Source organism: Acidobacteriota bacterium, assembly GCA_016716905.1.
Taxonomy (GTDB): Bacteria; Acidobacteriota; Vicinamibacteria; order Vicinamibacterales; family SCN-69-37; genus SYFT01.
Genome location: JADJUS010000004.1, coordinates 918,377 through 940,195 on the forward strand (window position 1 = coordinate 918,377; position 21,819 = coordinate 940,195).

A 21,819-nucleotide genomic window follows, 5' to 3' on the forward strand; every position below is an offset into this window, starting at 1 on the left:
CAGTATGTCGCTCGAGACCATTGTCCTGTTCGCGCTGTCAGGCGTCTTTCTCGTTCTCTATCTGATGCGCCGTCGGAGCCGCCTGAACCGGGAACAGAGGGGCGGGTAGATGACGGGGCTCCGCGCGTCGCAGGTGCTCGTGGTGCTCTGCGCACTGGCGGGTGCCTGCGGCGTCAGGCACGATGTCGCGACGGTGGCGCGCACGGACATCGCCGCGCTCGAGCGCCACGACGCCGCACTCGCGGGCGCCCTGGCCGGGGTGCGGGAGCACCCGACGGCGGATGCCCATCGCCGGGCCGCGCTGGAATTGATCCGGCTCAACGTGCCCGACCAGGCGTTTGATCACTTGACAGCGGCCATCAGCAGGAACTCGGACGACGCGGTCGCCTACGACGCACGGGCGCGGATCTGGCGCGACTGGCAGATGCCGGAACGCGCATTCGAGGATGCCCGGCGCGCGCTGCAACTGGCGCCGCGGTCGGCAGAGGTGCACAACACGATGGGCACCATCTTCTTCGCCCTGGAACAGCCTGGCGAGGCACGTCGGGAGTTCACGACAGCGATATCCATTGACCCCGCCGCGGCCTATGCGGCGAACAACCTGTGCTATCTCGCGTTCCTGAGCGGTGACACCGCGGATGCCGAGGCGCAGTGCCAGCGCGCCATCGCCCTCGAGCCGGACCTGGCGGCCGCGCGCCAGAATCTTGCGCTGGTGGTGGCCGGCACCGATATCGCCCGGGCCGAGCGCGAACTGATGGTGGGGGCAAATGTGGCCCGCGCGCAGTACAACCTGGGCATCCTGCATCTGGCCCGGGGAGAATTTCCGCAGGCCTCGGTGGCCTTTGATCTGGCCTGCGGTGCGCCGACTCCAGTACGCGACGCGTGCGCACGGGCGCGTCAGGCGAAGGCCGAGTCGGCAAAGGTGCGCCTGCCTTGACTGCACACGAACTCGTGCCCCCCGCCCCCACCACCCTGGAGCAGACGGGCCTTGCCGCCGAGTTCGTCACGCAACTCGTGCTCAAGACCCTGGATGCCCGTACAGAACTGCAGGCCACGCAGGTGGTGGAAGAAACGGGCCTCGAACTGTCGGTCATCGAGCCCATTCTCGAGGCGTTGAAACTGCAGCACCTGTGCGAGATTGTCGCCAGCGCCGGCGCGGCGCTGTGCTTCCGGTACCGCATTACTCCACGGGGCCGCGAACGCGCAGACGAATACCTGAGCCGCAGCCGGTACGTCGGCGTGGCTCCGGTGACGCTCGAACAGTACCGGTCCTACATGGAGGGGTTCTGGGTCCGCACGCGGGTTCGGCGCATCTCGCCCGAGCGGGTCCGGGAGGCGCTGGCCCACCTTGTGCTGCGCGAGTCGGTGATCGATCAACTCGGCGCCGCCATGAATTCGAGCCGCGCGTTGTTCGTCTACGGGCCTCCCGGCAATGGGAAGACCGTCACGTCTCAGGCGCTGGGCCGCCTGCTCGATGAGGACATCTGGATCCCGCACGCGATCGAGGTGCGGGGCAGCCTGATTCAGGTCTTCGATCCCATCAACCACCATGTTCGCCCGCTCGACGACGTCTCCCGTGGGATGGATCAGGTGTTTCGCCACGACCGGCGCTGGGTGCGGTGCCGGCGGCCCGCGGTGACGGTCGGCGGCGAGCTGACACTCGAGGCGCTGGACCTGTCACCGGCTGGGTCGGGTGGATTTTATCGGGCACCTGTCCAGCTCGTGGCCAACGGCGGGCTGCTCGTGATCGACGACTTCGGTCGCCAGCGAGACGGGCCGGCGGCCTTCCTCAACCGGTGGATCGCGCCACTCGAGTCGCGTGTCGATCACCTGACGCTCCAGTCGGGCCAGACCGCGGAGGTGCCGTTCATGGTCCTGCCGGTGTTCGCGACAAACCTCAGGCCGGCCGAGCTGCTTGATGAGGCGTTCCTCCGGCGCATTCACTACAAAGTGTTCCTGCCGAATCCCACCCCTGACGAGCTGGCGGCCATCTTCAGCCACTGCTGCGCCGAGCAGGGCATCGCATACGAGCCGCAGCTGGTGGACTACCTGCTGGAGCACATCTACCTGCCGCGCCAAATCGTGATGCGCTGCTGCCAGCCGCGCGACCTGATCGATCACGCACTGGCGATGGCCCAGTACCTCGATGAACCCCGGGCCCTGACACGACGCCTGCTCGAGTTCGCGTGCGCGGGGTACTTCATCGACGAACCCGGCGGTGAGCGAGCCATCGGCGGCGTGGCGCCGCCCACGGGCCGGACCGCCATCGTCCAACACGCCTGAACACCCAGCACTCCTGCGGCGCGCGAAAACGACCTCTGAGGTAGTTTTCTGTACACACCACCTCGAAAACTACCTCAGAGGTCGTTTTGGCTCCTTTGCGCTATAGTTCGCTTGCCCAAGGAGCCCGCTATGAAATACCTGTTCCGTCTCGTCCCGATTCTCGTGTTTGCGGCGTTTGCCGCGCCCCTGTCCATGGAGGCCCAGCAGGCCCCGTCGGCATCAATGTCCACCACGGCGACCGCCGGCCGTGAACTTCCCAAGCCCAACTACGACCTCGCCTTTCGCTGGACGTCCACCAAGGTGGGCAAGTACGTCTTCAGCACTGCGGTGACGCCGAACTGGCTCGAGTTCAGCGATCGCTTCTGGTACCAGTACGAGACACCGGCCGGCATGAAGTGGTGGATGGTGGACCCGGTCAAGAAGACGAAGACGCCGGTATTCGAGAACGCCAAGCTGGCCGCACAGCTCACGCGCATCCTGCGCACGCCGTATGACTCGGAGCATCTGCCTGTGACGCAGTTGCGGTTCTTCGACAACGACACGAAGATCCGGTTCAGCGTGTCGCTGCCGCGCGAATCGCGCGTCGTGACGTCCTCGGGTGCCGAAATGAACGGCATGACGCTGACCGAGGCGGAGATTCGGCAGCAGCAGCAGGGCGGGCGTGGAGGCCGTGGCGGTGGCCGCGGTGGCGACCAGGGTGGCCGCGCGGGAGGCGCCGGTGCGACGACACCGACCGGCAACAAGACATGGTGGCTTGAGTACGACATCGCCACGGGTAACGTGGTGCTCAACGAGAAGTACGAGCCCGAGCCAGCCACGCCGGCATGGGCGCAGGTGTCGCCCGACAAGCAGACCATCCTTTTCGCTCGCGGCCAGAACCTCTTCATGATGGACGCGGCCAACTACGCCGTCGCGCAGAAGACACCGAACGCGCCCACGGTCACCGAAGTGCAACTCACCACCGACGGTGAAGAAAACTATGGCTACGCGCCCACGCAGCAGGGTGGCCAGGACGAAGACGAGCAGGACCAGGGCGGCGGTGGCCGAGGCGGCCAGACCACGCAGGGCGCCGCTGCGGCGGGCCACGAAAACGACAAGAAGTTCGGCCCGCGTCGTCGCTCCGTCGGCATCTCATGGTCGCAGGACCACAAGAAGTTTTCCCTGCAGCGCACCGACTCGCGCAAGGTGGGGGACCTGTGGGTGATCAATTCGCTCGCGAATCCGCGCCCGCGCCTCGAGACCTACAAGTACGGCATGCCGGGCGAAGCCAACCAGCCCCAGTCTGAACTCCAGGTATTCGACATCGCGTCACGCAAGCCGCTCAAGCTCATGACCGAGGCGTTCAAGGACCAGAACCTCGGGTCGTCTTCAATGGCGCTCACCAACCTGCAGCGCCTGAAGAATGACACCGCCACGCGCTGGATCACACCAGCCGGCGACAAGATGCTCTACACGCGGCTGAGCCGCGACCAGAAGCGGTTCGATGTGGTGGAAGCCGATACGACGACCGGCGAAGCGCGCGTGGTGGTGGCCGAACGGCTCAACACCTACATCGAGAGCCAGCCCATTCGCCTCATCACCAACGCAACGGGTGGAAAGGAACTCATTCACTGGTCCGAGCGTGACGGATGGGGACAGTACTACCTCTATGACTACAAGGGAACGCTGATTCGGCAGCTCACCCAGGGCGAATTCGTCAACACCGGCATCGTCGGCGTGGACGAAAAGAGCCGCCTCATGTTTGTGCATGCCGTGGGCCGCGAAAAGGGTGAAGACCCCTACTTCCAGCACCTCTATCGCGTGAACCTCGACACGGGCGACATGAAACTCGTGACGCCCGGCAATGGGTCGCACTCGGCGACGATGAACGACAAGGCGACGTTTGCGGTGGACAACTGGTCGCGCATCGACATGGCGCCTGAGTCGGTGCTGTATGACTCGCTCGGCAACAAGGTGATGGACCTTGAGAAGACCGACGTCTCCTCGCTGCTCGCCGCCGGCTTCAAATATCCCGAGGCGTTCACCGTCAAGGCCGACGATGGCGTGACGGATTTGTATGGCGTGATGTACAAGCCGTTCGACTTCGACCCGGCGAAGCGGTACCCGATCATCGAATATGTCTACCCTGGTCCGCAGACCGAGAGCGTGACCAAGACGTTTTCGCCGCGCCAGGCCAACGTGATGCTGGCGCAGTTCGGGTTCATCGTCATTGAAGTCGGAAACCGCGGCGGCAATCCGCAGCGGTCGAAGTGGTACCACAACTTCGGCTACGGCAACCTGCGCGACTACGGATTGGCCGACAAGAAGGCGGCCGTGGAGCAGTTGGCCAAGCGGCATCCCTGGATCGATCCGAACCTGGTTGGCATCTACGGCCACTCGGGCGGCGGGTTCATGTCCACGGCGGCGATGTTCGTCTATCCCGACTTCTTCAAGGTGGCCGTGTCCACCTCAGGCAACCACGACAACAGCGTGTACAACCGCGCGTGGAGTGAAAAACACGATGGCGTGAAGGAAATCGAGAAGGACGGTCAGGTCACGTTCGAATACGACATCGACAAGAACCAGGACCTGGCCAAGAATCTGAAGGGCAAGTTGCTGCTGATGACCGGCGACATCGACAACAACGTGCACCCGGCGGGCACCTATCGCGTGGTGGACGCGCTCATCAGGGCCAACAAGCGGTTCGACTTCCACATCATTCCCGGTAAGCGGCACGGGTACGCGGACGCAGGCGACTGGTCCGCGGCGATGCGGGCCGACTACTTCTGCCGCTATCTCCTTGGGTGGGCGCCGACAGATGCCGACATCATGGAGTTGCAGCGAGAGGTGGCAATCCGCCGGTGAGTGTCCGGATGCAGAAACGACCTCAGAGGTCGTTTCCAGAGCCGGCAGTGGGGAAACGATCTCTGAGGTCGTTTCTGACGTCGTTCCTCCCCGCGGCCGGCGCGGTCATCCTTGTGGTCGCCGCCCTGATCTACTGGGGCGGCGGCGCCAGTCCGACTGCGCCGGCGACCATCCGTGACGGGGCGCCCGCGTGGTCGCCCGACGGCAAACAGCTCGCGTTTTACTCAGAGGTCGGCGGTAAACCCGCCGACCTCTTCGTGATGGACGCGACCGGCCTCAATGTCCGGCAACTGACCGACACCCCCGAGTCCGAAGGCTACCCGGCCTGGTCGCCCGATGGCCGACAGATCGCCTTCGAATCACACACGGCCGACGGCAACTTCGACGTGTACGTGATGAACGCCGACGGCTCCAATGTGCGCCGCCTGACTCGCGAGGCGAGGCGCGACGTTGGGCCTGCGTGGTCGCCTGATGGCACGAAGATCGCCTTCATGTCGGATCGCGATGGCAAGGAATTCAACCTCTATTGGATGAACGCCGACGGTTCCGGTGTGGAGCTCTTGACCTCGGGCGAAACCGACTGGTTTCCTCAGTTCTCACCGGACGGCCGCCGGATCGCTTTTCACCGCTGGAGTGACGTCCACGTCATCGACCTTGACGACCGGAAGCCGGTGCGGCTGACCGTGGATCCCGACAACGGGATGTACCCGTCCTGGTCGCCAGATGGCACGCGACTCACGTTCATGAGCCGGCGGGGAGGCCCAACCTCCATTTTCACCATGAATGCCGACGGCACGAACCAGCAGGAACTGGTGCGTCTGGCCACCGGGAGCGCCATCGACCCCCGCTGGTCGCCGGACGGCAAGACGATTGCCTTTGTGAGCGTCCCCGAGCAGGCGGCCTCCGAGGCACAAGCGGCGGCCCAGAGCCGATTGCTCTACACCGTCAATGTTGAGACAAAGACCATCGCCCGCCTGAGATAGATAATGAGACTTGTCTCATCTTAGTGATAGGATCCTCGGCGGAGCCGATCGTGACCGCCGCGCCTGCCACCCCCATTTCTCTCTGTGACCTCGCCGTCGGCGATATCGCGCGGTTGCATGAGGCGCGGCTCGATCCTGAAGCCTGCCACCAGTTGCGCTCGCTCGGCTTGACCGAATCGTGCCAGCTCCGCCTCTGCAAAACTGGGGAACCCTGCATCGTCCAGGTCCGGTCCACGCGGATTGGCATTTCCGGCTCTGTGGCCCGACACATCTTTGTGGTGCCGCTGCCTGCCGGCGCGAGTTGAGATGAGTGCGTCCTCGGTGGCGCTGCTCGGGAATCCCAACACCGGCAAAACCACACTTTTTAATCGTCTCTGCGGCGCCCGCGCCAAAACCTCGAACTTCCCGGGAACGACCACGGCCATGCGTGTGGGCCGCAGCCAGGTGGGCTCTGATTCCATCGAGGTCATCGATCTTCCAGGCCTGTACTCGTTGCAGGGTGAGTCGCCCGAGGCCGCCATTGTCCGCGGCGTCCTGCGCGGCGCCGCCGATTCGCGGCCGTCCGCGGTGATCGCGCTCGTTGACGCATCCAACCTCTTCCGCAATCTCGTACTCGTCGGCGAACTTCTCACGTTTGATGAGCCGGTCGTTGTGGCGCTCAACATGGTGGACATCGCCGAGCGCACGGGACTGCGCCTTGACGTGCCGACGCTTTCGCGGCGCCTCGGGGTGCCGGTTGTGCCAATGGTGGCGTCGAAGGGCATCGGCCTTGATGGCCTGCGTACCATCATCGCGTCGCTGGCTACGGGCGCAACTGCGCGGGTGCGGCCGCCCGACCTGCCGCCTTCCGGCGCCACCCTTGAGCAGTTCACAGCGTGGACAGACGATGTGCTGAATGATGCGTATCCGGGCGGCGCACCGGCCGCCGCGCTGGACGCGCGGACCGAACGCATCGATCGGGTCCTGACGCATCCGTTGTCCGGCACTCTGGTGTTCCTGGCCGTGATGGGCGCGTTGTTCTGGACGCTGTTTGAACTCGCCACGGTGCCGATGGACCTGATCGAGCTCACGTTCGGCTACCTGGGCGCCGGTGTGAGTTCGGTGTTGCCTGCCGGCGCGATTCGAGACCTCCTCATTGACGGCGTGATTGGCGGCATTGCCGGCACGGTGGTGTTCCTGCCGCAGATCTGCCTGCTGTTCTTCATGATCAGCCTGCTCGAAGACACAGGCTACCTGGCGCGCGCGGCGTTCGTGAACGATCGGATTTTTCGCCGGTTCGGACTACCTGGGCAGGCGTTTGTGCCCCTGCTCACCGCACACGCGTGCGCGTTGCCGGCCATCATGAGTACGCGGCTGATTCCCGATCGGCGCGATCGCCTGGCGACGATCATGGTGGCGCCGTTCATGAGTTGTTCGGCGCGTCTGCCTGTCTACATCCTGCTGACCGGATTGTTGTTTGCCGACCGTCCCGCGCTGGCCGGCCTCGCGTTTGCGGGCTGCTACCTGCTCGGTTCGGCGGCTGCGTTTTTCAGCGCGTGGCTGTTCGGCAAGACCGCGCTCAAGGGCACCCCGCGGCCGATGGTGCTGGAACTACCCAGCTACAAGCGGCCGTCATTCACCAACGCGCTGCTCACGGCCAGGGATCAAGGTCAGGCGTTCCTCCAGACCGCGGGCACGGTCATCGTCGCCATTTGCGTGGTGATGTGGTGGCTGAGTGCGTATCCCAAGGTGGATGCGCCTGTCGAAGCGGTCGAGTTGCGCCAGGCCGCCGAAACCGCGGCGGCCCCTGCGGTGGCCGACGAACTTCGGACGCGCGCTGACGTGATTCAGGCCAAGGCAGAGCAGTCGGGCAGCTTCGCCGGCATCATGGGCCGGACGATTCAGCCTGTGTTCCAGCCGCTCGGCTATGACTGGCAGCTGACGGTGGGTGTGCTCACCAGTTTCCTGGCGCGCGAAGTGTTTGTGTCCACCATGTCGGTGATTGTGGGCGGCGGGGCAGAGGCGGAACCCGATGAAGGCGTGCGTCGGCGCATTCGGACCATGACGAGAGATGACGGGTCGCTGGTGTTCACGCGCGCGACTGCCGCGTCCGCGCTCATCTTCTTTGTGCTCGCGATGCAGTGCCTGCCCACGCTTGCGGTGACCCGCAAGGAGACCGGCAAGGCGAAGTACGCGGTGGTGCAACTCGCCTACATGTCGGGCCTGGCGTATGTGACCGCGCTCGTGGTGTATCAGTCGATGCGGGCGATGGGGATCAGCTGATGGGCTGGCAGGACTGGCTCGTCACTGCCGTGGCCGGCCTGGCCGCAGCCATCGTCTTCTGGCGGACGATTGGGTCGTGGAGAGACTCGAAGCCCGGGTCGCCAGTCTCACCCGCATGTGACGGGTGCGCGGTCGCGGAGGCCGCGAGATCGAGTAGTGGCCGAACTGACGGAAGTGCCGGAACTGAGGAACTGCCGAGATCTCGGTGAGTTCAGTTCCGCCAGTCCCGCCAGTTCCGCCACTACCCCAATGACTAGCGGAGCTCCGCCAGCATCGGATCCGCCCGCACGGTGATTGAGCTCGTGTAGGCCTGACCGTTTGCCGTCATCGTGACGCGATAGGTGCCCGGCGTCACGGCACCGGCGCCACCGCCGCCGCCGCGACCACCACCGCCGCCGCCACCACCTCGTCCGCCAGCGGCGGGCGCAGGATTGGGCGCCAGGAGGCAGGCGCCGACGGCACCGCCGCCGCCTCGTCCCCCGCCACCGCCGCCGAAGCCACCACCACCGCCGGCCGGCGGCGCAGGTGCACCCGCGGGCGGCGCAGGCGTGTTCCACCGCATCGCCCACTCCACCTTCTGGACGCCGGCTTTGGCTGGGAACGATGCCGAGCAGGTATTGCGGCCCGCCGCGTCGCTGATCTCGAACTTGACGTCGCCGGTCACGCGGTCACTCAGGTAGTAGTTGATCGCCGCGTTCCGGCTCGGGTTCGTTCCGATGAACGAGATCTCACCGCCGTTGTGCTGCGGCTGGATGTTGAGCCACTGCGTCGCGACGCGGTTGTCGAACAAGTGAGCGGCCGCGCCGCGCACGGCTGGCGTCATCTGCTGGAGCGGCGTGATGTCGTCCATGATCCAGATGCCGCGGCCGTGTGTGCCGGCAATGAGATCGCCGTCGCGCGGGTGAATGAGCAGGTCGTGCACGGCCACCGTCGGCAGGTTGTTGTTCAGCCGCTGCCACGCCTGGCCGCCGTTCAGCGAGTAGAACGCCGCGAACTCCGATCCCGCGAAGAGCAGGTCGGGGTTCTTCGGGTCCTGCTTCACCACGTACATCGGGTGACCGTCGGGGATGTTGCTCGTGATGTTCGTCCACGTCTTGCCGAAGTCCGTCGTCTTGTAGACGAATGGCTTGTAGATGGCGAACCGGTGTCCGGTGATCGTGGCGAACGCCGTGCCGTTGGTGTGCTTGGACGCTTCGACACGGCTCACCCAGATGTCCGGACGCGGGTTGCCCGGCATCCCGGCGGTGCCGACCTTCGCCCAGGTCTTGCCGTAATCGCGCGTCACCTGAATGTTGCCGTCGTCGGTGCCGATCCAGACCTGACCGGGCTCAACGGTTGATTCCGAAATCGTGATGATCGTCGCGTGGTACTCGGCGCCGCCACCGGGGTTTTCGTCGGGCGTCATACCGCCAGAGAGACGGCTGGTGCGCTCGGGATCGTTCTGCGTCAGGTCAGGGCTGATGAGCCGGTACGTGGCGCCACCGTCGAGCGACATGATCAGGTGGTTGGACCCAATCATGATGGCCTTCGGATTGTGCGGCGACAGGATGAACGGCGTGGACCAGTTGTAACGGAGCGGTCCCATCTGCTGCGGCTGCACGCCCCAGTTCATGGCTTCCGCCTTCTTCTCCATCTCGGGCGTGATGTATTCGTCCCAGTTCGAGATGTTCGCCTTGCTCGGGCGAATGCTGGTGCGCGACCGCGTCTCGGCGTCCGACCGCCCGATGTTGCCGCCTTGTCGATCCGGTTGCGACTCGGAATAGATGTTTCGATAGTTTGTCGGGTCTTGTTGTGTGTGGTACCCGTCACCGCCCGAGATGTTGAACCAATCACTCAGGTAAATGCCCTGCGCGCGCGTGGCCGACGGGCCGCACGAGCTGCCGGCATCCTGCAGGCCGCCGCACAGGTAGTAGGGTTCGCGCATGTCGGCCGACACCGAGTAGTACTGCGTCACATTCAGGTTCTCGAAGCGCAGATCGTTCACGCCGTCGTCGTGCGTGAGATTCAGGCCGCCGTCGCTGCCGATGTAGTAGCGGTTCTTGTTGTGCGGGTCGAGCCACATCGCGTGCCAGCAGTGGCCGCCGTTGCCGCCACCCCCGCCGACGAACGTCTTGCCGCCATCACGCGAGCGGCGGTAGGCGATGTTGTAGCTGAAGATGTACTTGTCGTCGAGCGGGCTGATGCCGATGTGGTTGTAGTAGAACGGCCGCGTGAGATAGCGGTCGAGGAACGTCCATGTATCGCCGCCATTCTCGGTGCGGTAGATGCCCGCGCCCAGTTTGGTCATGTCCGCGTACTCGGGGTTCGGCGTGCCGCCACCACCGCCGCGTCCACCACCACCGCCGCCACCGCCTGCCTGCGCGGGCTGGCCCGGGGTGGGTAGCGTGGCCGGCGGCTGGAAGCCGTGCTCGATGTGCGCCATCAGCACCTTCGGGTTCGAGCGCGCGATCGCCAGGCCGATCTTGCCCATGTCGCCGGTCGGCAGCGTGTTGGTCAGTTTGCGCCAACTGCGTCCGCCATTGGTGCTCTTGAAGATACCGCTGTTGGGACCGCCGCTGTTCAGGCGCCACGGATACCGGATGCGCTGCCAGAAGGAGACATACAGGATTTCGGGGTTGCTCGGATCCATCACCATGTCGATGGCGCCCGTCTGCGGGTCGTTCGGCAGGCCTTCGGTCTGCTTCACCCAGGTCGTGCCGCCATCGGTGGTCTTGAAGACACCGCGGCTGCCGATGGGGCCGTAGATGTTGCCGATGGCCGCCACGTACACCGTGTTCGGATCTTTCGGATGGAGGATGATCTTGCCGATGTTGAACGAGTCTTTGAGGCCCACGTTCGTGAACGTGGTGCCGCCGTCGGTGGACTTGTAGACGCCGTCGCCCCAGGCGGCAGAGTTGCGGCCGCATTCTTCGCCGGTGCCGACCCAGATGATGTTCGGGTTGGTCTGATTGATCTTCACGTCACCGATGGATGCGGCGCCGTACTTGTCGAAGATGGGCGTCCAGGCCGCGCCGGCGCTGGTGGACTTGAACACACCACCCGACGCCGATCCGACGATGACATGCGCGAAGTCGTTTTCGAGCGCGTCAATCGACGAGATGCGACCGACGAGGTTGGCGTTGCCAACGTTGCGCCACCGCAGATCCTGAATCATCGGATCGGCGGCTGCGGCCGGCTGCGCCGACAGTGTGGCACCGGAGGACGCGAGCGCGGCCGCTGCAGCCAACAGGCCTGCGGCAGCGACACGTATCCGGGACGAGGGGGAAACTGGCATAAGTCTCTTTCTCCTTCGGCGAGAGGCCGACCGACAGTTGGAATAGGGAACCGCGCGGATTGTGCCAAAAACGAACGGAAACGTCCAGTCCAACGGGCGTCAGGAAACGCTCTTGAGGCCCCCGCGCTCAACCCATTCGCGAAACACCGCGATCGCCTGGCCACGATGTGCGACGGCCAACTTCTCCTGATCGCTGACTTCGCCAAACGTTCGTTCGTACGGCGGGTGGTAGAAGATCGGGTCGTAGCCGAATCCGTGCGAGCCGCGCGCCTCGGGCCAGATTTCCCCTTCCACGGTCGCGACGGTCTCAAAGAGCACCCGTCCAGTACCGCCGTTAACCACCGCGACTGCACACACATATCGGCAGGTCCACGGCCGTTCGTGGATGGAGAGCTCCGCCCAGAGGTTGGCGAACTTGTCGGGATACGTCGCGCCGGGGTAGCGGGCGCTGTGAACGCCGGGCCGCCCTCCGAGCGCATCAATCGCCAGGCCTGAATCTTCGGCGAGCGTCACCAGGCCGCTCGCGGCGGCATAGGCGTGCGCCTTGATTCGGGCGTTCTCAGGGAAGGTGGTGCCGGTTTCATCAGGTTCAGGTGACGGCGGAACGTCGTTGAGCGAACAGAGGGGCAGCGGAAGGCCGTCCAGCACGAGCCGGATTTCCCGTAGTTTCCCTTCGTTCGTACTGGCAATGAGCAGCGGCATCATCGTGCGACTGCAGGTATAATCCCGCAGTTCCCTCGGCGGTTCCTTCGGGAGGAGTGTCTCATGGTCAGGAAAGTCAATCTTGTGTCTTCGTCAATGGTCGTCGTGATCGGCGCTGCGGTGTTTGTGGCCGCGGTCACCGCACAGACGCCGAATCTTGACGATCGAAGCCTTCAATCAGCGCAACAAACTGTGGCGCAGGATCCGCCGACGCAGGATCCGCCTGCGAACCCTGGCCGCGGGGGCGGACAGGGGCAGGCCGCCCGTCCTCAGCCCTACGCCACCGTGATTACGTCGGCAGCAGTCACCGACGATGGCATCTTCAAGGTGCATCGCGTGGGTGACCGCCTCTACTACGAAATTCCCAAGGCGGAACTCGGCAAGGACTACCTGCTCGTCACCACCATCAAGAAGACCACCATCGGCGTGGGCTACGGTGGTCAGGCGGCCGGCACACGCGTCATCCGATGGGTTCCGCGAGGCGATCGCATCCTGATCCTCGACATCGACTACAGCGTGATTGCCGACGACAACAACCCGATCGCGCAGGCCGTGGACGATTCCAACAACCCGTCCATCATCCGCACGCTCAACGTGGCCGCGTACAGCCCCACCGGTGATCCGGTGGTCGAAGTGACGCCGCTCTTCACGACCGATGTGCCCGAGTTCTCCGTGCGGTCGCGCGTGGGCGGCCGCGGCCTTGCGGCCGACCGCACGTTCCTTGAGAAGGCCGTGTCCTTCCCCGAGAACATCAACGTGGAAGCCACGCAGACGTTCACGGGCGCGGAGCCGGCGGCCGGCGCAGGACGCGCGGCCGGTGCCGCACGTGGCATGCGTGGGACGAGCGCGACGGTGGTGACCAGCTACAGCATGGTGAAGCTGCCCGAGACGCCGATGATGCCGCGCCTGTTCGATGAGCGCGTGGGGTACTTCACGCAGGGGCTGATCGACTACGGCACCGACGAGCATCGGTCGGTGGCCAAGCGCTACATCACGCGTTACCGCCTGGAGAAGAAGGATCCGACCGCGGCCATCTCAGAGCCGATCAAGCCCATCGTCTACTGGGTGGACCCGGCCACGCCGAAGAAGTGGGTGCCATTTATCAAGCAGGGCATCGAAGACTGGAAGATCGCGTTTGAAGCCGCGGGTTTCCGCAACGCGATCATCGCGAAAGAAGCGCCGGCCAACGATCCCGACTGGAGTCCGGAAGACGCGCGGTATTCGGTGATTCGCTGGTTGCCGTCCACCACGGAAAACGCGTCAGGCCCGCACGTGCACGACCCGCGCAGCGGCGAAATTCTTGAAGCGGACATCCAGTATTACCACAACGTCCAGAACCTGGCGAAGAACTGGTATTTCGTGCAGGTCGGTCCCCTGGACCCGCGCGCACAGAACCTGCCGCTGCCCGATGATCTGATGGGCGAACTCATGCGGTACGTCGTGGCGCACGAAGTGGGCCACACCCTTGGTTTCCAGCACAACATGAAGGCGAGTTCGACGTACACCATCGAGCAGGTGCGCGATCCGAAGTGGGTCAAGGAAAATGGCCACACGCCCACACTGATGGACTACTCGCGCTTCAACTACGTGGCGCAGCCGGAAGACAAGATCGACCCGGCCGACCTCATCCCGAAAATTGGTCCCTATGACAAGTGGGCCGCGATGTGGGGCTACAAGCCGATTCCGACGGCGAAGACCGCCGATGAAGAAAAGCCGACGCTCGACTTGTGGGCGCGCGAACAGGACGCCAAGCCGTACCTGCGATTCACGACCGAAGGCCAGGCCGGCACCGACCCGGGCGATCAGACCGAAGCTGTCGGCGACGCCGATGCCGTGCGTGCCACCGCGCTGGGCATGAAGAACCTGGCGCGCGTGTCCGAGATGTTGCTCGGCGCCACCAGCTCGCGCAAAGGCGACCCCTACACGGAGCTCGAGGAAGTCTACGGTCGCATGGTCAGTCAGTGGACCACCGAGATGAACCACGTCACCCGTATGGTCGGCGGCTTCAACTCGCAGCAGAAGCACATCGGCCAGAATGGCGTGCGCTTTGAAATCCTGGCGCGCGCCAAGCAGCAGGAAGCCGTGCAGTACCTCGTCGCCAACGCGTTCCAGACGCCGACGATGATGGTGCGGCCCGAGATTCTGCGGCGCATTGAGCCGGCGGGCATCATCGACCGCGTGCGCAACGCGCAGTCGTCAGTCATGAACAGTCTCCTGCAGACCGCGCGGCTCGATCGCATGGTGGAACAGGTGGCGATTGATGGACCAGCGGCGTACGCCCCGGTCGACTTCCTCACCGAACTGCGCACCGGTGTGTGGGCCGAAATTCCCAAGCCCGGCGCGAACATCGACATCTTCCGCCGCAATCTGCAGCGGACCTACCTGACGATCCTGGACAACCGCCTCAACGGACCGACGGCGCCGAGCGCCGAAGTGCGGTCGTTGCTCAAGGGCGAACTGCGTGCCGTTGGTGAGATGGTGGATGCCGCTCTCCAGCGCGGCGGAACGCGCGACGAAGCCACCGCGCGGCACCTGCGCGATGTCATCGATGAGATCGCGACCATCCTCGACCCGAGGGCGATGCGCGACCGCACACCCGCAGCCGCCGGCGCGGCCGGTGGACGTGGAGGCGGGGCGGGAAGATAAGACACTCGTCGGGGTCCGGGAGTCCCGGAGTCCCGAGGTCGTAAGAACAAAAGGGTCCGAGGTGCGGTACGCCGCTCCCTCGGACCCTTTCCTTTTTTGGTTGGACCCCAGGACCCCAGGACCCCAGGACTCCGACTACGCCAGCATCCCGCCGACAATTTCCTTCTGTTTCGCGATGAGCTCGTCGATGCCTTTGTCTGCGAGCGAGAGCAGCGCGTCGAGCTGGGCGCGGTCGAACGGCTCCGTCTCCGCCGTGCCCTGCAGCTCGATGAACTTTCCGCCGGACGTCTTGACCACGTTCATGTCCACTTCGGCGGCCGAGTCTTCCTCGTAGGCGAGGTCGAGGAGCGCCGTCTGCTGGACGATGCCCACGCTGGTAGCGGCCACGTAGTCGGTGACCGGGATGGTCTTGATCGCGCCCTGGGTGCGCAGGCGATCGAGCGCGAGCACCAGGGCGACGAAGCCGCCCGTGATCGAGGCCGTGCGCGTGCCGCCATCCGCCTGGATGACGTCGCAGTCGATCCACACCGTCCGTTCGCCCAGTGACTTCAGCGCCATCACCGACCGCAGTGATCGGCCGATCAGCCGCTGGATCTCCTGCGTGCGGCCACCGACCTTGCCGGCCGTGGATTCGCGTTGGGTGCGCGTGGACGTGGCCCGCGGCAACATGCCGTATTCAGCCGTCACCCACCCCTTGCCGGTGCCCCGCATGAACGGCGGCACGCGGTCTTCGATGGACGCGGTACAGATCACGCGCGTCTGGCCCACCTCGATCAGGACAGACCCCTCGGCATGCACCAGCACGTTCGGGGTAATGGTCGTGGGACGCAGCGCATCGGCCGCGCGTCCATTCAGTCGTGTCATGAAGCTCCTATCCGTATTTGGCAATCAGGGCGTGCGTTGCACCCAGCGCGTCCCGCGCCGCAGCGGGTGCCGCAGGTCGAGGTGACCCACCAGCGTATCAACTTCGTGGCCGTCCACCAGAATCTGCACGGCCGTGATCTCAGGCAGGTTCACCGTCACCGCATTCACGATGGCGTACACCGTGAGTACCTCGTGCAGCGATCCGCCCGGGTGGCCCGTGACAATTTCGCGGCTGACGTCCACGTACGCTTCGCCGCGGCTGGTGAGGAACAACGCGCGCAGTGTCACGCCTGGCGGAACCGCCGAGGCGTGTCCCGGCGGCGCCGCCGCCAACTGGCGTTCAACGATGCGGCGGGCCTGCTCGGCGGGCGACCCGGCGTAGAGCACCTCTTGATCGACGGCGATGAGGCCATCGCCGCCTGGTGCGACGTAGAACAGCGTGGCCGAGATGCGGCGCGCATCACCGGGGGCACCGTCGGCGGCGTTGCCCGTGGCCGCCGCACCGTCACGCGTGCGCTTGTCCACCAGCCAGCCCGGCAGCCATAACGTCACCAGCCACACGCCAAGCGCAGCGCCGGCCACCGCGAGCGCGATGTAACCCCAGAGCCGCCGGGTCAGCGTCATCGGTCCCCTCCACCGGGAGCGGGCCATCCGCCGCGCAATTCGCTGATGATGCTGACCAGGACCTCGGCGACCGCGCCCTGAAATGCGCTGCTGCCGAGCAACTCGGCGTCGGCGGGATTGGTGAGGAAGCCCATCTCCACGAGGATGGCGGGCATGTTGGCGCCCACGAGTACGCGGAGCGGCGCCTGAAGAAACGGAGCGGCTTGCGGCGGCAAGCCCGCCTCGCTCAGCCGCGCCGCCAGCATGCCGCCCAGTTGCGACGATCGATCCGCATGCGGGATTTGCGCCAGCCGCCATGGCACCGTGCCGATCACCCGCAGGCCACCGCCCACCACAGGCACCGACTCGTCCGAGTCGGCCCCGCCAAGCTGGGCCCCGCCTCCCGTCCCATACTCTCCCGGGTCAAGCGACTGCACCTGCCAGCCTCGCATCGCCGGTATCGGCGAGCCGTTGGCGTGCAGGCTGATGAACAGGTCGGCCTTGTTGTTGTTCGCGAGCGCGGCGCGGCGATCGATCGCCACGTCGGTGTCCGAGTCGCGGGTCAGGGTGACGCGCAGGCCGAACCGCGATTCCAGCATGCCCTTGAGCCGCTGGGCCACGGCCAGCGTCACCTGCTTCTCCTCAAGGCCAGACGCACTGCGGCTGCCGACGTCGGCTCCGCCATGGCCCGGGTCAATCACCACCGTGCGCATCGTGCCTGGCCGATCGATGGCCGGGGCGGGCGCCACCGGATCCGGTCGCACGGGTACCACGGGGTTGGCGCTGAGCAAATCGAGCGTAATGCGCCCGGCATCCTGCGTGTCGGCTTGCCGCACATTGCTCACGGTTGTGCCGAGTTCCACATACAGCGCCGGCCCATCGGCCCGCACGTTTGCCAGCCACTCCGCGGGCACCTGCGCGATCGGCGTCAGGTCCAGTGCGTCGGCCTGGAATCGCACGGTCACCAGATTCCCGTCGCGGGTAATCCGCGACGTCGCGCCCGGTTCCACGGTGATGACCAGCCGTCCGCCGCTGGCGGTGCGCTCGAACTGCAGCCCGACCCTGGGGACAACCGCCGTGCCCATCACGATCAGGCGGGATCCCCGCCGAATGTCGATCCGGCGGTCGAGCAGGAAGTCCAGGACCCGCAGAAAATCGATCGGCACGATCCAGGCCGCACCGTCCCTGGTCACCGGTGCTGACAGCGACACCAGGCGCCCGCCCGCCGAGACGGTGGCCTGGCCTTCGGTCAGCGCCACTCGTTGCGCGCCGACCGCCAGCACCACGGCGCCCGTGCGTGCATCTTCCCGCATCGCCACATTGAAGAAGCGGGCCAGCGTATCAAGGGCGACGAAATCGGTCGTGCCCGACCCGCGCACCACCGGCAGGGTGCGCGCGCCGTCGGAACCGATCACCCGGTACGGCTGCGGTGCCTGAGCAGAGGCACTCGCCAGCAGGAGACTGGACAGGATGACGACGATGGCCGTGCTGCGGGAGCGCAAGTATGCATGATAACAAGCGTGCCGCCACCGCTCGGGCCATAATCAGCCCATAATCGGCAACCACGTATGACGTCCTGGGTGACATTCGGCTTGCTGGCCGCGGCCGTCGGGCTGCTGGTGCTGACCTTGCGGTGGTCAGGGACGCTTCGGCGGACCCTGGCGGCCCGCCAGGAGGATCGTGTGCGCCTGCTGGCGCTCTTTGAAGGCAGTCCGCTCGCGACCTGGGTCTTTGAGAACGAAACATTGCGGTTCATTGAAGCCAATGAGGCCGCTCTTCAGCAGTACGGCTACACGCACGATGAGTTCACCAAACTCACCGTCCGGGACCTTCGAGTACCCGAGGAATGGCCGATGGTCGATTGGCTCATGACACTGGGCCAGTCCGAAATTCCCGTGCAGCGCGCCACCCACCGGCGCAAGGATGGCACGCGGCTTGAGGTGGCCATTCACTCGCGCTCGGTGACCTATCTCAATCGGCCCGCCCGTCTCGCCATTGTCCAGGACATCACGAGCCGCCTGGGTGTGGAGCGCGCACTGCGCGAGAGCGAAGCGCAGTTTCGCGCGATGTCGGAAGCCTCGCCCGCGGGCGTCACGATGATGACGGCCGATGGTGGCATGCGATACGCCAATCACGCCGCGCTGCGCATGCTGGGCATGCCCCTGGACAAGGCGCTGGGTGATGGCTGGATGGCCGGCGTGCATCCCGAGGATCGTGATCGCCTGCAGGCCGAGTGGCGTGCCGCCGCCGGCGCGCGCGAAGCGTATACGGGCGCCGGGCGTTTCCTGCGGGCCGACTTCTGGTGGCGCATCAGGACGTCTCCGATCTGGTCGGGTGGTACCTGTCTCGGCCACGTCGCGGTCATCGTGGACGAAACCGAGCAGCGCAGCGCGGACGAGGCGTTGCGTGAGAGTGAAGAGCGGTTCCGCCAGCTCGCCGAACACACGCCGGCCGTGGTGTACCTGGCCGAGCCGCGGACCGGCAGCATGTTGTTCATCAGCCCGGCCTACGACCGGATCTGGGGGCGGAGCAGTGCCTCGTTGTATGCGAGCCCCTGGTCGTTCCTTGACGCCGTGCATGAGGAGGACCGCGAACGGGTGAGGCAGGCGTATCACCATCGCCTGACGCGGTTGTCAATCCAGTACCGCATTATCCGGCCCGACGGCGAAGTGGTCTGGATCGACGACATGCAGTTTCCCATCCGCCGCGCCGACGGCCGCATCTATCTGGTGGCCGGACTCGCGTTTGACGTGACGCGCCGCATCCGGCTGGAGGCGCAGCTCATTGAGTCGCAGAAGATGGAGAGCCTGGGCCGGCTCGCCGGCGGTGTGGCGCACGATTTCAACAATCTGCTCACCGTCATCCTGTCGTACGCGGAACTGCTGAAAGAACCCGCTGAGGGCAACAGTGAGATTCTGGCGGGGCTCAATGAGATCGACACGGCCGGTCAGCGCGCGTCTGCGCTCACGCGCCAGTTGCTGACGTTTGCGCAACGACAAGTGGTGGATACGCGGGTCGTCGATCTCAATCACGTCCTCGTCACCCTCGAGCCGTTGCTGCGGCATCTGGCCGGCGATGACATCAAAGTAGAAGTGCGGCCTGACGCCACGGTGCCGACTGCACGTCTGGATCCGAACCAGATCGATCAGGTGGTGATGGACCTGGTGTCCAATGCCCGCGATGCGATGCCCCATGGTGGAACGCTGCGCGTGGGCACTGCGACGGTGCAGGGGCCAATCGAGGGGACGAGTGTGCCTGCCGGCCAGTTTGTCGCTCTGTCGGTGGCCGACACCGGCACCGGCATTCCTCCTGAGATTCGGGCGCAGGTGTTCGAGCCCTTTTTCACGACGAAGCCCAAGGGCCAAGGCACCGGACTGGGGCTGTCCACTGCATTTGGGATCGTCACGCAGTTTCAGGGCTTTCTGGAACTCTCCTCTCAAGTCGGACTTGGAACGGAGTTCACTTGTTACTTTCCCACCGTAGGAGCCATCCTCGAGGAGGAACCCGCGGGGGCGCCGCCCGTGCCGTCGGCGGGCGGTCACGAAGTGGTGCTGGTTGTGGAAGACGAGCCGGCCGTGCGCGATGTGGCGAAGGCGACACTTGAGCGCGAGGGGTATCGTGTGCTGACGGCCGCCAACGGCATCGAAGGACTCGCGGTGGCCGAAGCCGCCGGCGGCGATCTCGACATCGTCGTCACCGATATCGTGATGCCCGAGATGAGCGGGTGGGAGATGGCCGAGCGCCTGCGTGAGGGACGGCCCGTGCTCAAGATTCTCTTCACGTCAGGCTACAACGAGGAGATCGCCAGCCCTGACGGCCGGGTGGGACAGGGTGTGCACTTCCTGCCGAAACCGTATTTGCCGGCGTTCCTGACGCAGCGTGTGCGGCAGATCCTCGACGGTCCGTAACCCCGGCCTGATAAGCTTCGGTCAGTTTGATGGTGCCGGATGGCGATCTCGATGTTGTTCGGCGGCTGGCCCAAGGCGATGGCAGCGCGCTCGCCGACCTGTACGACCGGCACGGGCGTACGGTGTTCGCCTTGGCGGTGCGCATCCTGGGCGACCACGGCGAGGCCGAAGACCTGACCCAGGACGTGTTCACCCTGGCGTGGCGCAACGCGGCAAAATACGACGCGTCGCGCGGCGCGGTGGCCGCCTGGCTGCTTGTGACCACCCGCACGCGCGCCATCGACCGGCTTCGGAGCCGGCGTGTGCGACCCCGCGCCGCCGGCGAGGACGAGATGCGCCGGATGGATGCCATCCCGGATGGTGCGGCGTCCGTAGAGATGAATGTGGCCAGTGAACAAATGGCTGGGCGGGTGCGAGCGGCGCTGGAGACATTGCCGCCGGAATACCGCGAGCCGCTGTGTCTGGCCTACTTCGAGGGGCTGAGCCACAGTGAAGTGGCGGAGCGGACAGGCACACCCCTGGGCACGATCAAGACGCGTGTACGTTCAGGGTTGCTGCGGCTCCGCGAGGCGATGATCGTCGGCGATGACCGCCGGAAAGGAGAGCTGACGAAATGACCCACGAAGACGTGCAGGCGTCGGCTCCCGAGTACCTCCTCGGTTCGCTCGACGAGGTGACCCGCGCGCGTGTGGCCGCCCACCTGGTGGATTGCGCCGAATGCCGTCACGAACTGAGCGACGTGGCGCGCACGCTGGATGCGCTGGCGCGATCGGTGCCCGATGTGGATCCGCCGGCCTCGCTGCGCGATCGCATCACGGCCATTCCACTGACGGTGGCGCAGGCCGCGGCGCCCCAGGCGCCGGCACGCGTGCCACAGCGCCCGGCGCCCCGAATGGCGCCGTGGTTCGCCGCCGTTGCCGCCGGACTCGTGGCGGTGATTGCCGTGTGGCAAGCCGTCAGCGCGCGCGCCGAAATCGATCAATTGCGACAGGAACTGGCTGATGCCCGCGCCGTGTCTGCCGACACCTTGATCGCCAACGCCTCACTCACGCAACAGGTGGATGAGTTCACACGGCAGACCAACGTGCTGCGAGCGGCCGACGTGGTCTTCTATGCATTGACCAGCCAACCAGGCGCACCCGACGGGGTCGTGGGTGCTCGCGCCTATGTGACGCAGCAGCGAGGCCTGGTATTCACGGCTGAGAGCCTGCCGGCGCTGCCGGCCGGCAAGATCTACCAGCTTTGGGTCATCGTGGATGCCAAGGCGGTCAGCGCCGGCCTGTTCTCTCCCGATGCCGCAGGGCGCGTGCACACTGTTCTGTCCACACCCACCATCGCGGCCATGCCGGGCGCGGTCGCGGTGACCATCGAACCCGCAGGCGGAATGCTCCAGCCAAGCACGGCGCCGATCCTAGTCGGAACCGCACAACAATAAGTCATATCGACTTCA

At 65.5% G+C, this 21,819-nt stretch carries 15 protein-coding genes; 10 read left to right on the plus strand and 5 right to left on the minus strand.

The window, feature by feature from the left end; translation table 11 throughout:
* Positions 1-109: 109 nt before the first annotated feature.
* The 6 genes from IPL75_08030 (at position 110) to IPL75_08055 (ending at position 8,372) form a co-directional block, all read left to right on the plus strand.
* Positions 110-937 (plus strand): hypothetical protein, encoded by an 828-nt coding sequence (locus tag IPL75_08030; protein MBK9240207.1) that lies wholly within the window; start codon positions 110-112, stop codon positions 935-937.
* Complete coding sequence (locus tag IPL75_08035; protein MBK9240208.1) at positions 934-2,283, plus strand: ATP-binding protein; 1,350 nt, start codon at positions 934-936, stop codon at positions 2,281-2,283. Before IPL75_08030 ends, IPL75_08035 begins: the two co-directional genes overlap by 4 nt.
* Before the next feature lie 129 nt (positions 2,284-2,412).
* The gene (locus IPL75_08040) at positions 2,413-5,127 is read left to right on the plus strand and encodes a DPP IV N-terminal domain-containing protein (protein ID MBK9240209.1); all 2,715 of its coding nucleotides are present in this window, start codon (positions 2,413-2,415) and stop codon (positions 5,125-5,127) included.
* Between the two features lie 47 nt (positions 5,128-5,174).
* On the plus strand, positions 5,175-6,110 hold the full coding sequence (locus IPL75_08045) for a PD40 domain-containing protein (protein MBK9240210.1): 936 nt from the start codon (positions 5,175-5,177) through the stop codon (positions 6,108-6,110).
* A 50-nt stretch (positions 6,111-6,160) separates the two neighbouring features.
* Positions 6,161-6,415, plus strand: a complete 255-nt coding sequence (locus IPL75_08050; protein MBK9240211.1) for a ferrous iron transport protein A — start codon at positions 6,161-6,163, stop codon at positions 6,413-6,415.
* 1 nt (position 6,416) lies between these two features.
* Positions 6,417-8,372 (plus strand): ferrous iron transporter B, encoded by a 1,956-nt coding sequence (locus IPL75_08055; GenBank protein MBK9240212.1) that lies wholly within the window; start codon positions 6,417-6,419, stop codon positions 8,370-8,372.
* 253 nt (positions 8,373-8,625) lie between these two features.
* On the opposite strand, the gene IPL75_08060 is transcribed toward IPL75_08055, so the two are convergent.
* Positions 8,626-11,646 carry a hypothetical protein gene (locus IPL75_08060; protein ID MBK9240213.1) on the minus strand — a complete coding sequence of 1,007 codons (3,021 nt, stop codon included), beginning with the start codon at positions 11,644-11,646 and terminating at the stop codon, positions 8,626-8,628.
* A 99-nt stretch (positions 11,647-11,745) separates the two neighbouring features.
* Positions 11,746-12,351, minus strand: coding sequence for a non-canonical purine NTP pyrophosphatase (locus IPL75_08065; protein ID MBK9240214.1), 606 nt, complete (start codon positions 12,349-12,351; stop codon positions 11,746-11,748).
* Between the two features lie 60 nt (positions 12,352-12,411).
* Here IPL75_08065 and IPL75_08070 point away from each other — a divergent pair, with 60 nt between their 5' ends.
* Complete coding sequence (locus IPL75_08070) at positions 12,412-14,994, plus strand: zinc-dependent metalloprotease (protein MBK9240215.1); 2,583 nt, start codon at positions 12,412-12,414, stop codon at positions 14,992-14,994.
* A 135-nt stretch (positions 14,995-15,129) separates the two neighbouring features.
* Here IPL75_08070 and rph read toward each other — a convergent pair whose 3' ends face one another.
* The 3 genes from rph to IPL75_08085 are packed head-to-tail and all read right to left on the minus strand — an operon-like array spanning position 15,130 to position 17,963.
* Positions 15,130-15,858 carry a ribonuclease PH gene (rph, locus tag IPL75_08075; protein MBK9240216.1) on the minus strand — a complete coding sequence of 243 codons (729 nt, stop codon included), beginning with the start codon at positions 15,856-15,858 and terminating at the stop codon, positions 15,130-15,132.
* Between the two features lie 24 nt (positions 15,859-15,882).
* Complete coding sequence (locus IPL75_08080; GenBank protein MBK9240217.1) at positions 15,883-16,482, minus strand: GerMN domain-containing protein; 600 nt, start codon at positions 16,480-16,482, stop codon at positions 15,883-15,885.
* Complete coding sequence (locus IPL75_08085) at positions 16,479-17,963, minus strand: N-acetylmuramoyl-L-alanine amidase (protein MBK9240218.1); 1,485 nt, start codon at positions 17,961-17,963, stop codon at positions 16,479-16,481. Before IPL75_08085 ends, IPL75_08080 begins: the two co-directional genes overlap by 4 nt.
* 66 nt (positions 17,964-18,029) lie before the next feature.
* On the opposite strand from IPL75_08085, the gene IPL75_08090 reads away from it, so the two are divergent.
* The 3 genes from IPL75_08090 to IPL75_08100 are packed head-to-tail and all read left to right on the plus strand — an operon-like array spanning position 18,030 to position 21,804.
* Positions 18,030-20,369, plus strand: coding sequence for a PAS domain S-box protein (locus tag IPL75_08090; GenBank protein ID MBK9240219.1), 2,340 nt, complete (start codon positions 18,030-18,032; stop codon positions 20,367-20,369).
* A gap of 29 nt (positions 20,370-20,398) precedes the next feature.
* A complete protein-coding gene (locus IPL75_08095; GenBank protein MBK9240220.1) occupies positions 20,399-20,986 on the plus strand; it encodes a sigma-70 family RNA polymerase sigma factor in 588 nt (195 codons plus the stop codon).
* On the plus strand, positions 20,983-21,804 hold the full coding sequence (locus IPL75_08100) for an anti-sigma factor (GenBank protein ID MBK9240221.1): 822 nt from the start codon (positions 20,983-20,985) through the stop codon (positions 21,802-21,804). The genes IPL75_08095 and IPL75_08100 overlap by 4 nt, the downstream gene beginning before the upstream one ends.
* Positions 21,805-21,819: the final 15 nt, after the last annotated feature.

Coding starts and splice junctions, on each gene's coding strand:
- IPL75_08030 (MBK9240207.1), top strand. CDS start 110: ATGACGGGGCTCCGCGCGTCGCAGGTGCTCGTGGTGCTCTGCGCACTG.
- IPL75_08040 (MBK9240209.1), top strand. CDS start 2,413: ATGAAATACCTGTTCCGTCTCGTCCCGATTCTCGTGTTTGCGGCGTTT.
- IPL75_08055 (MBK9240212.1), top strand. CDS start 6,417: ATGAGTGCGTCCTCGGTGGCGCTGCTCGGGAATCCCAACACCGGCAAA.
- IPL75_08060 (MBK9240213.1), bottom strand. CDS start 11,646: ATGCCAGTTTCCCCCTCGTCCCGGATACGTGTCGCTGCCGCAGGCCTG.
- IPL75_08065 (MBK9240214.1), bottom strand. CDS start 12,351: ATGATGCCGCTGCTCATTGCCAGTACGAACGAAGGGAAACTACGGGAA.
- IPL75_08070 (MBK9240215.1), top strand. CDS start 12,412: ATGGTCAGGAAAGTCAATCTTGTGTCTTCGTCAATGGTCGTCGTGATC.
- rph (MBK9240216.1), bottom strand. CDS start 15,858: ATGACACGACTGAATGGACGCGCGGCCGATGCGCTGCGTCCCACGACC.
- IPL75_08080 (MBK9240217.1), bottom strand. CDS start 16,482: ATGACGCTGACCCGGCGGCTCTGGGGTTACATCGCGCTCGCGGTGGCC.
- IPL75_08090 (MBK9240219.1), top strand. CDS start 18,030: ATGACGTCCTGGGTGACATTCGGCTTGCTGGCCGCGGCCGTCGGGCTG.
- IPL75_08095 (MBK9240220.1), top strand. CDS start 20,399: ATGGTGCCGGATGGCGATCTCGATGTTGTTCGGCGGCTGGCCCAAGGC.
- IPL75_08100 (MBK9240221.1), top strand. CDS start 20,983: ATGACCCACGAAGACGTGCAGGCGTCGGCTCCCGAGTACCTCCTCGGT.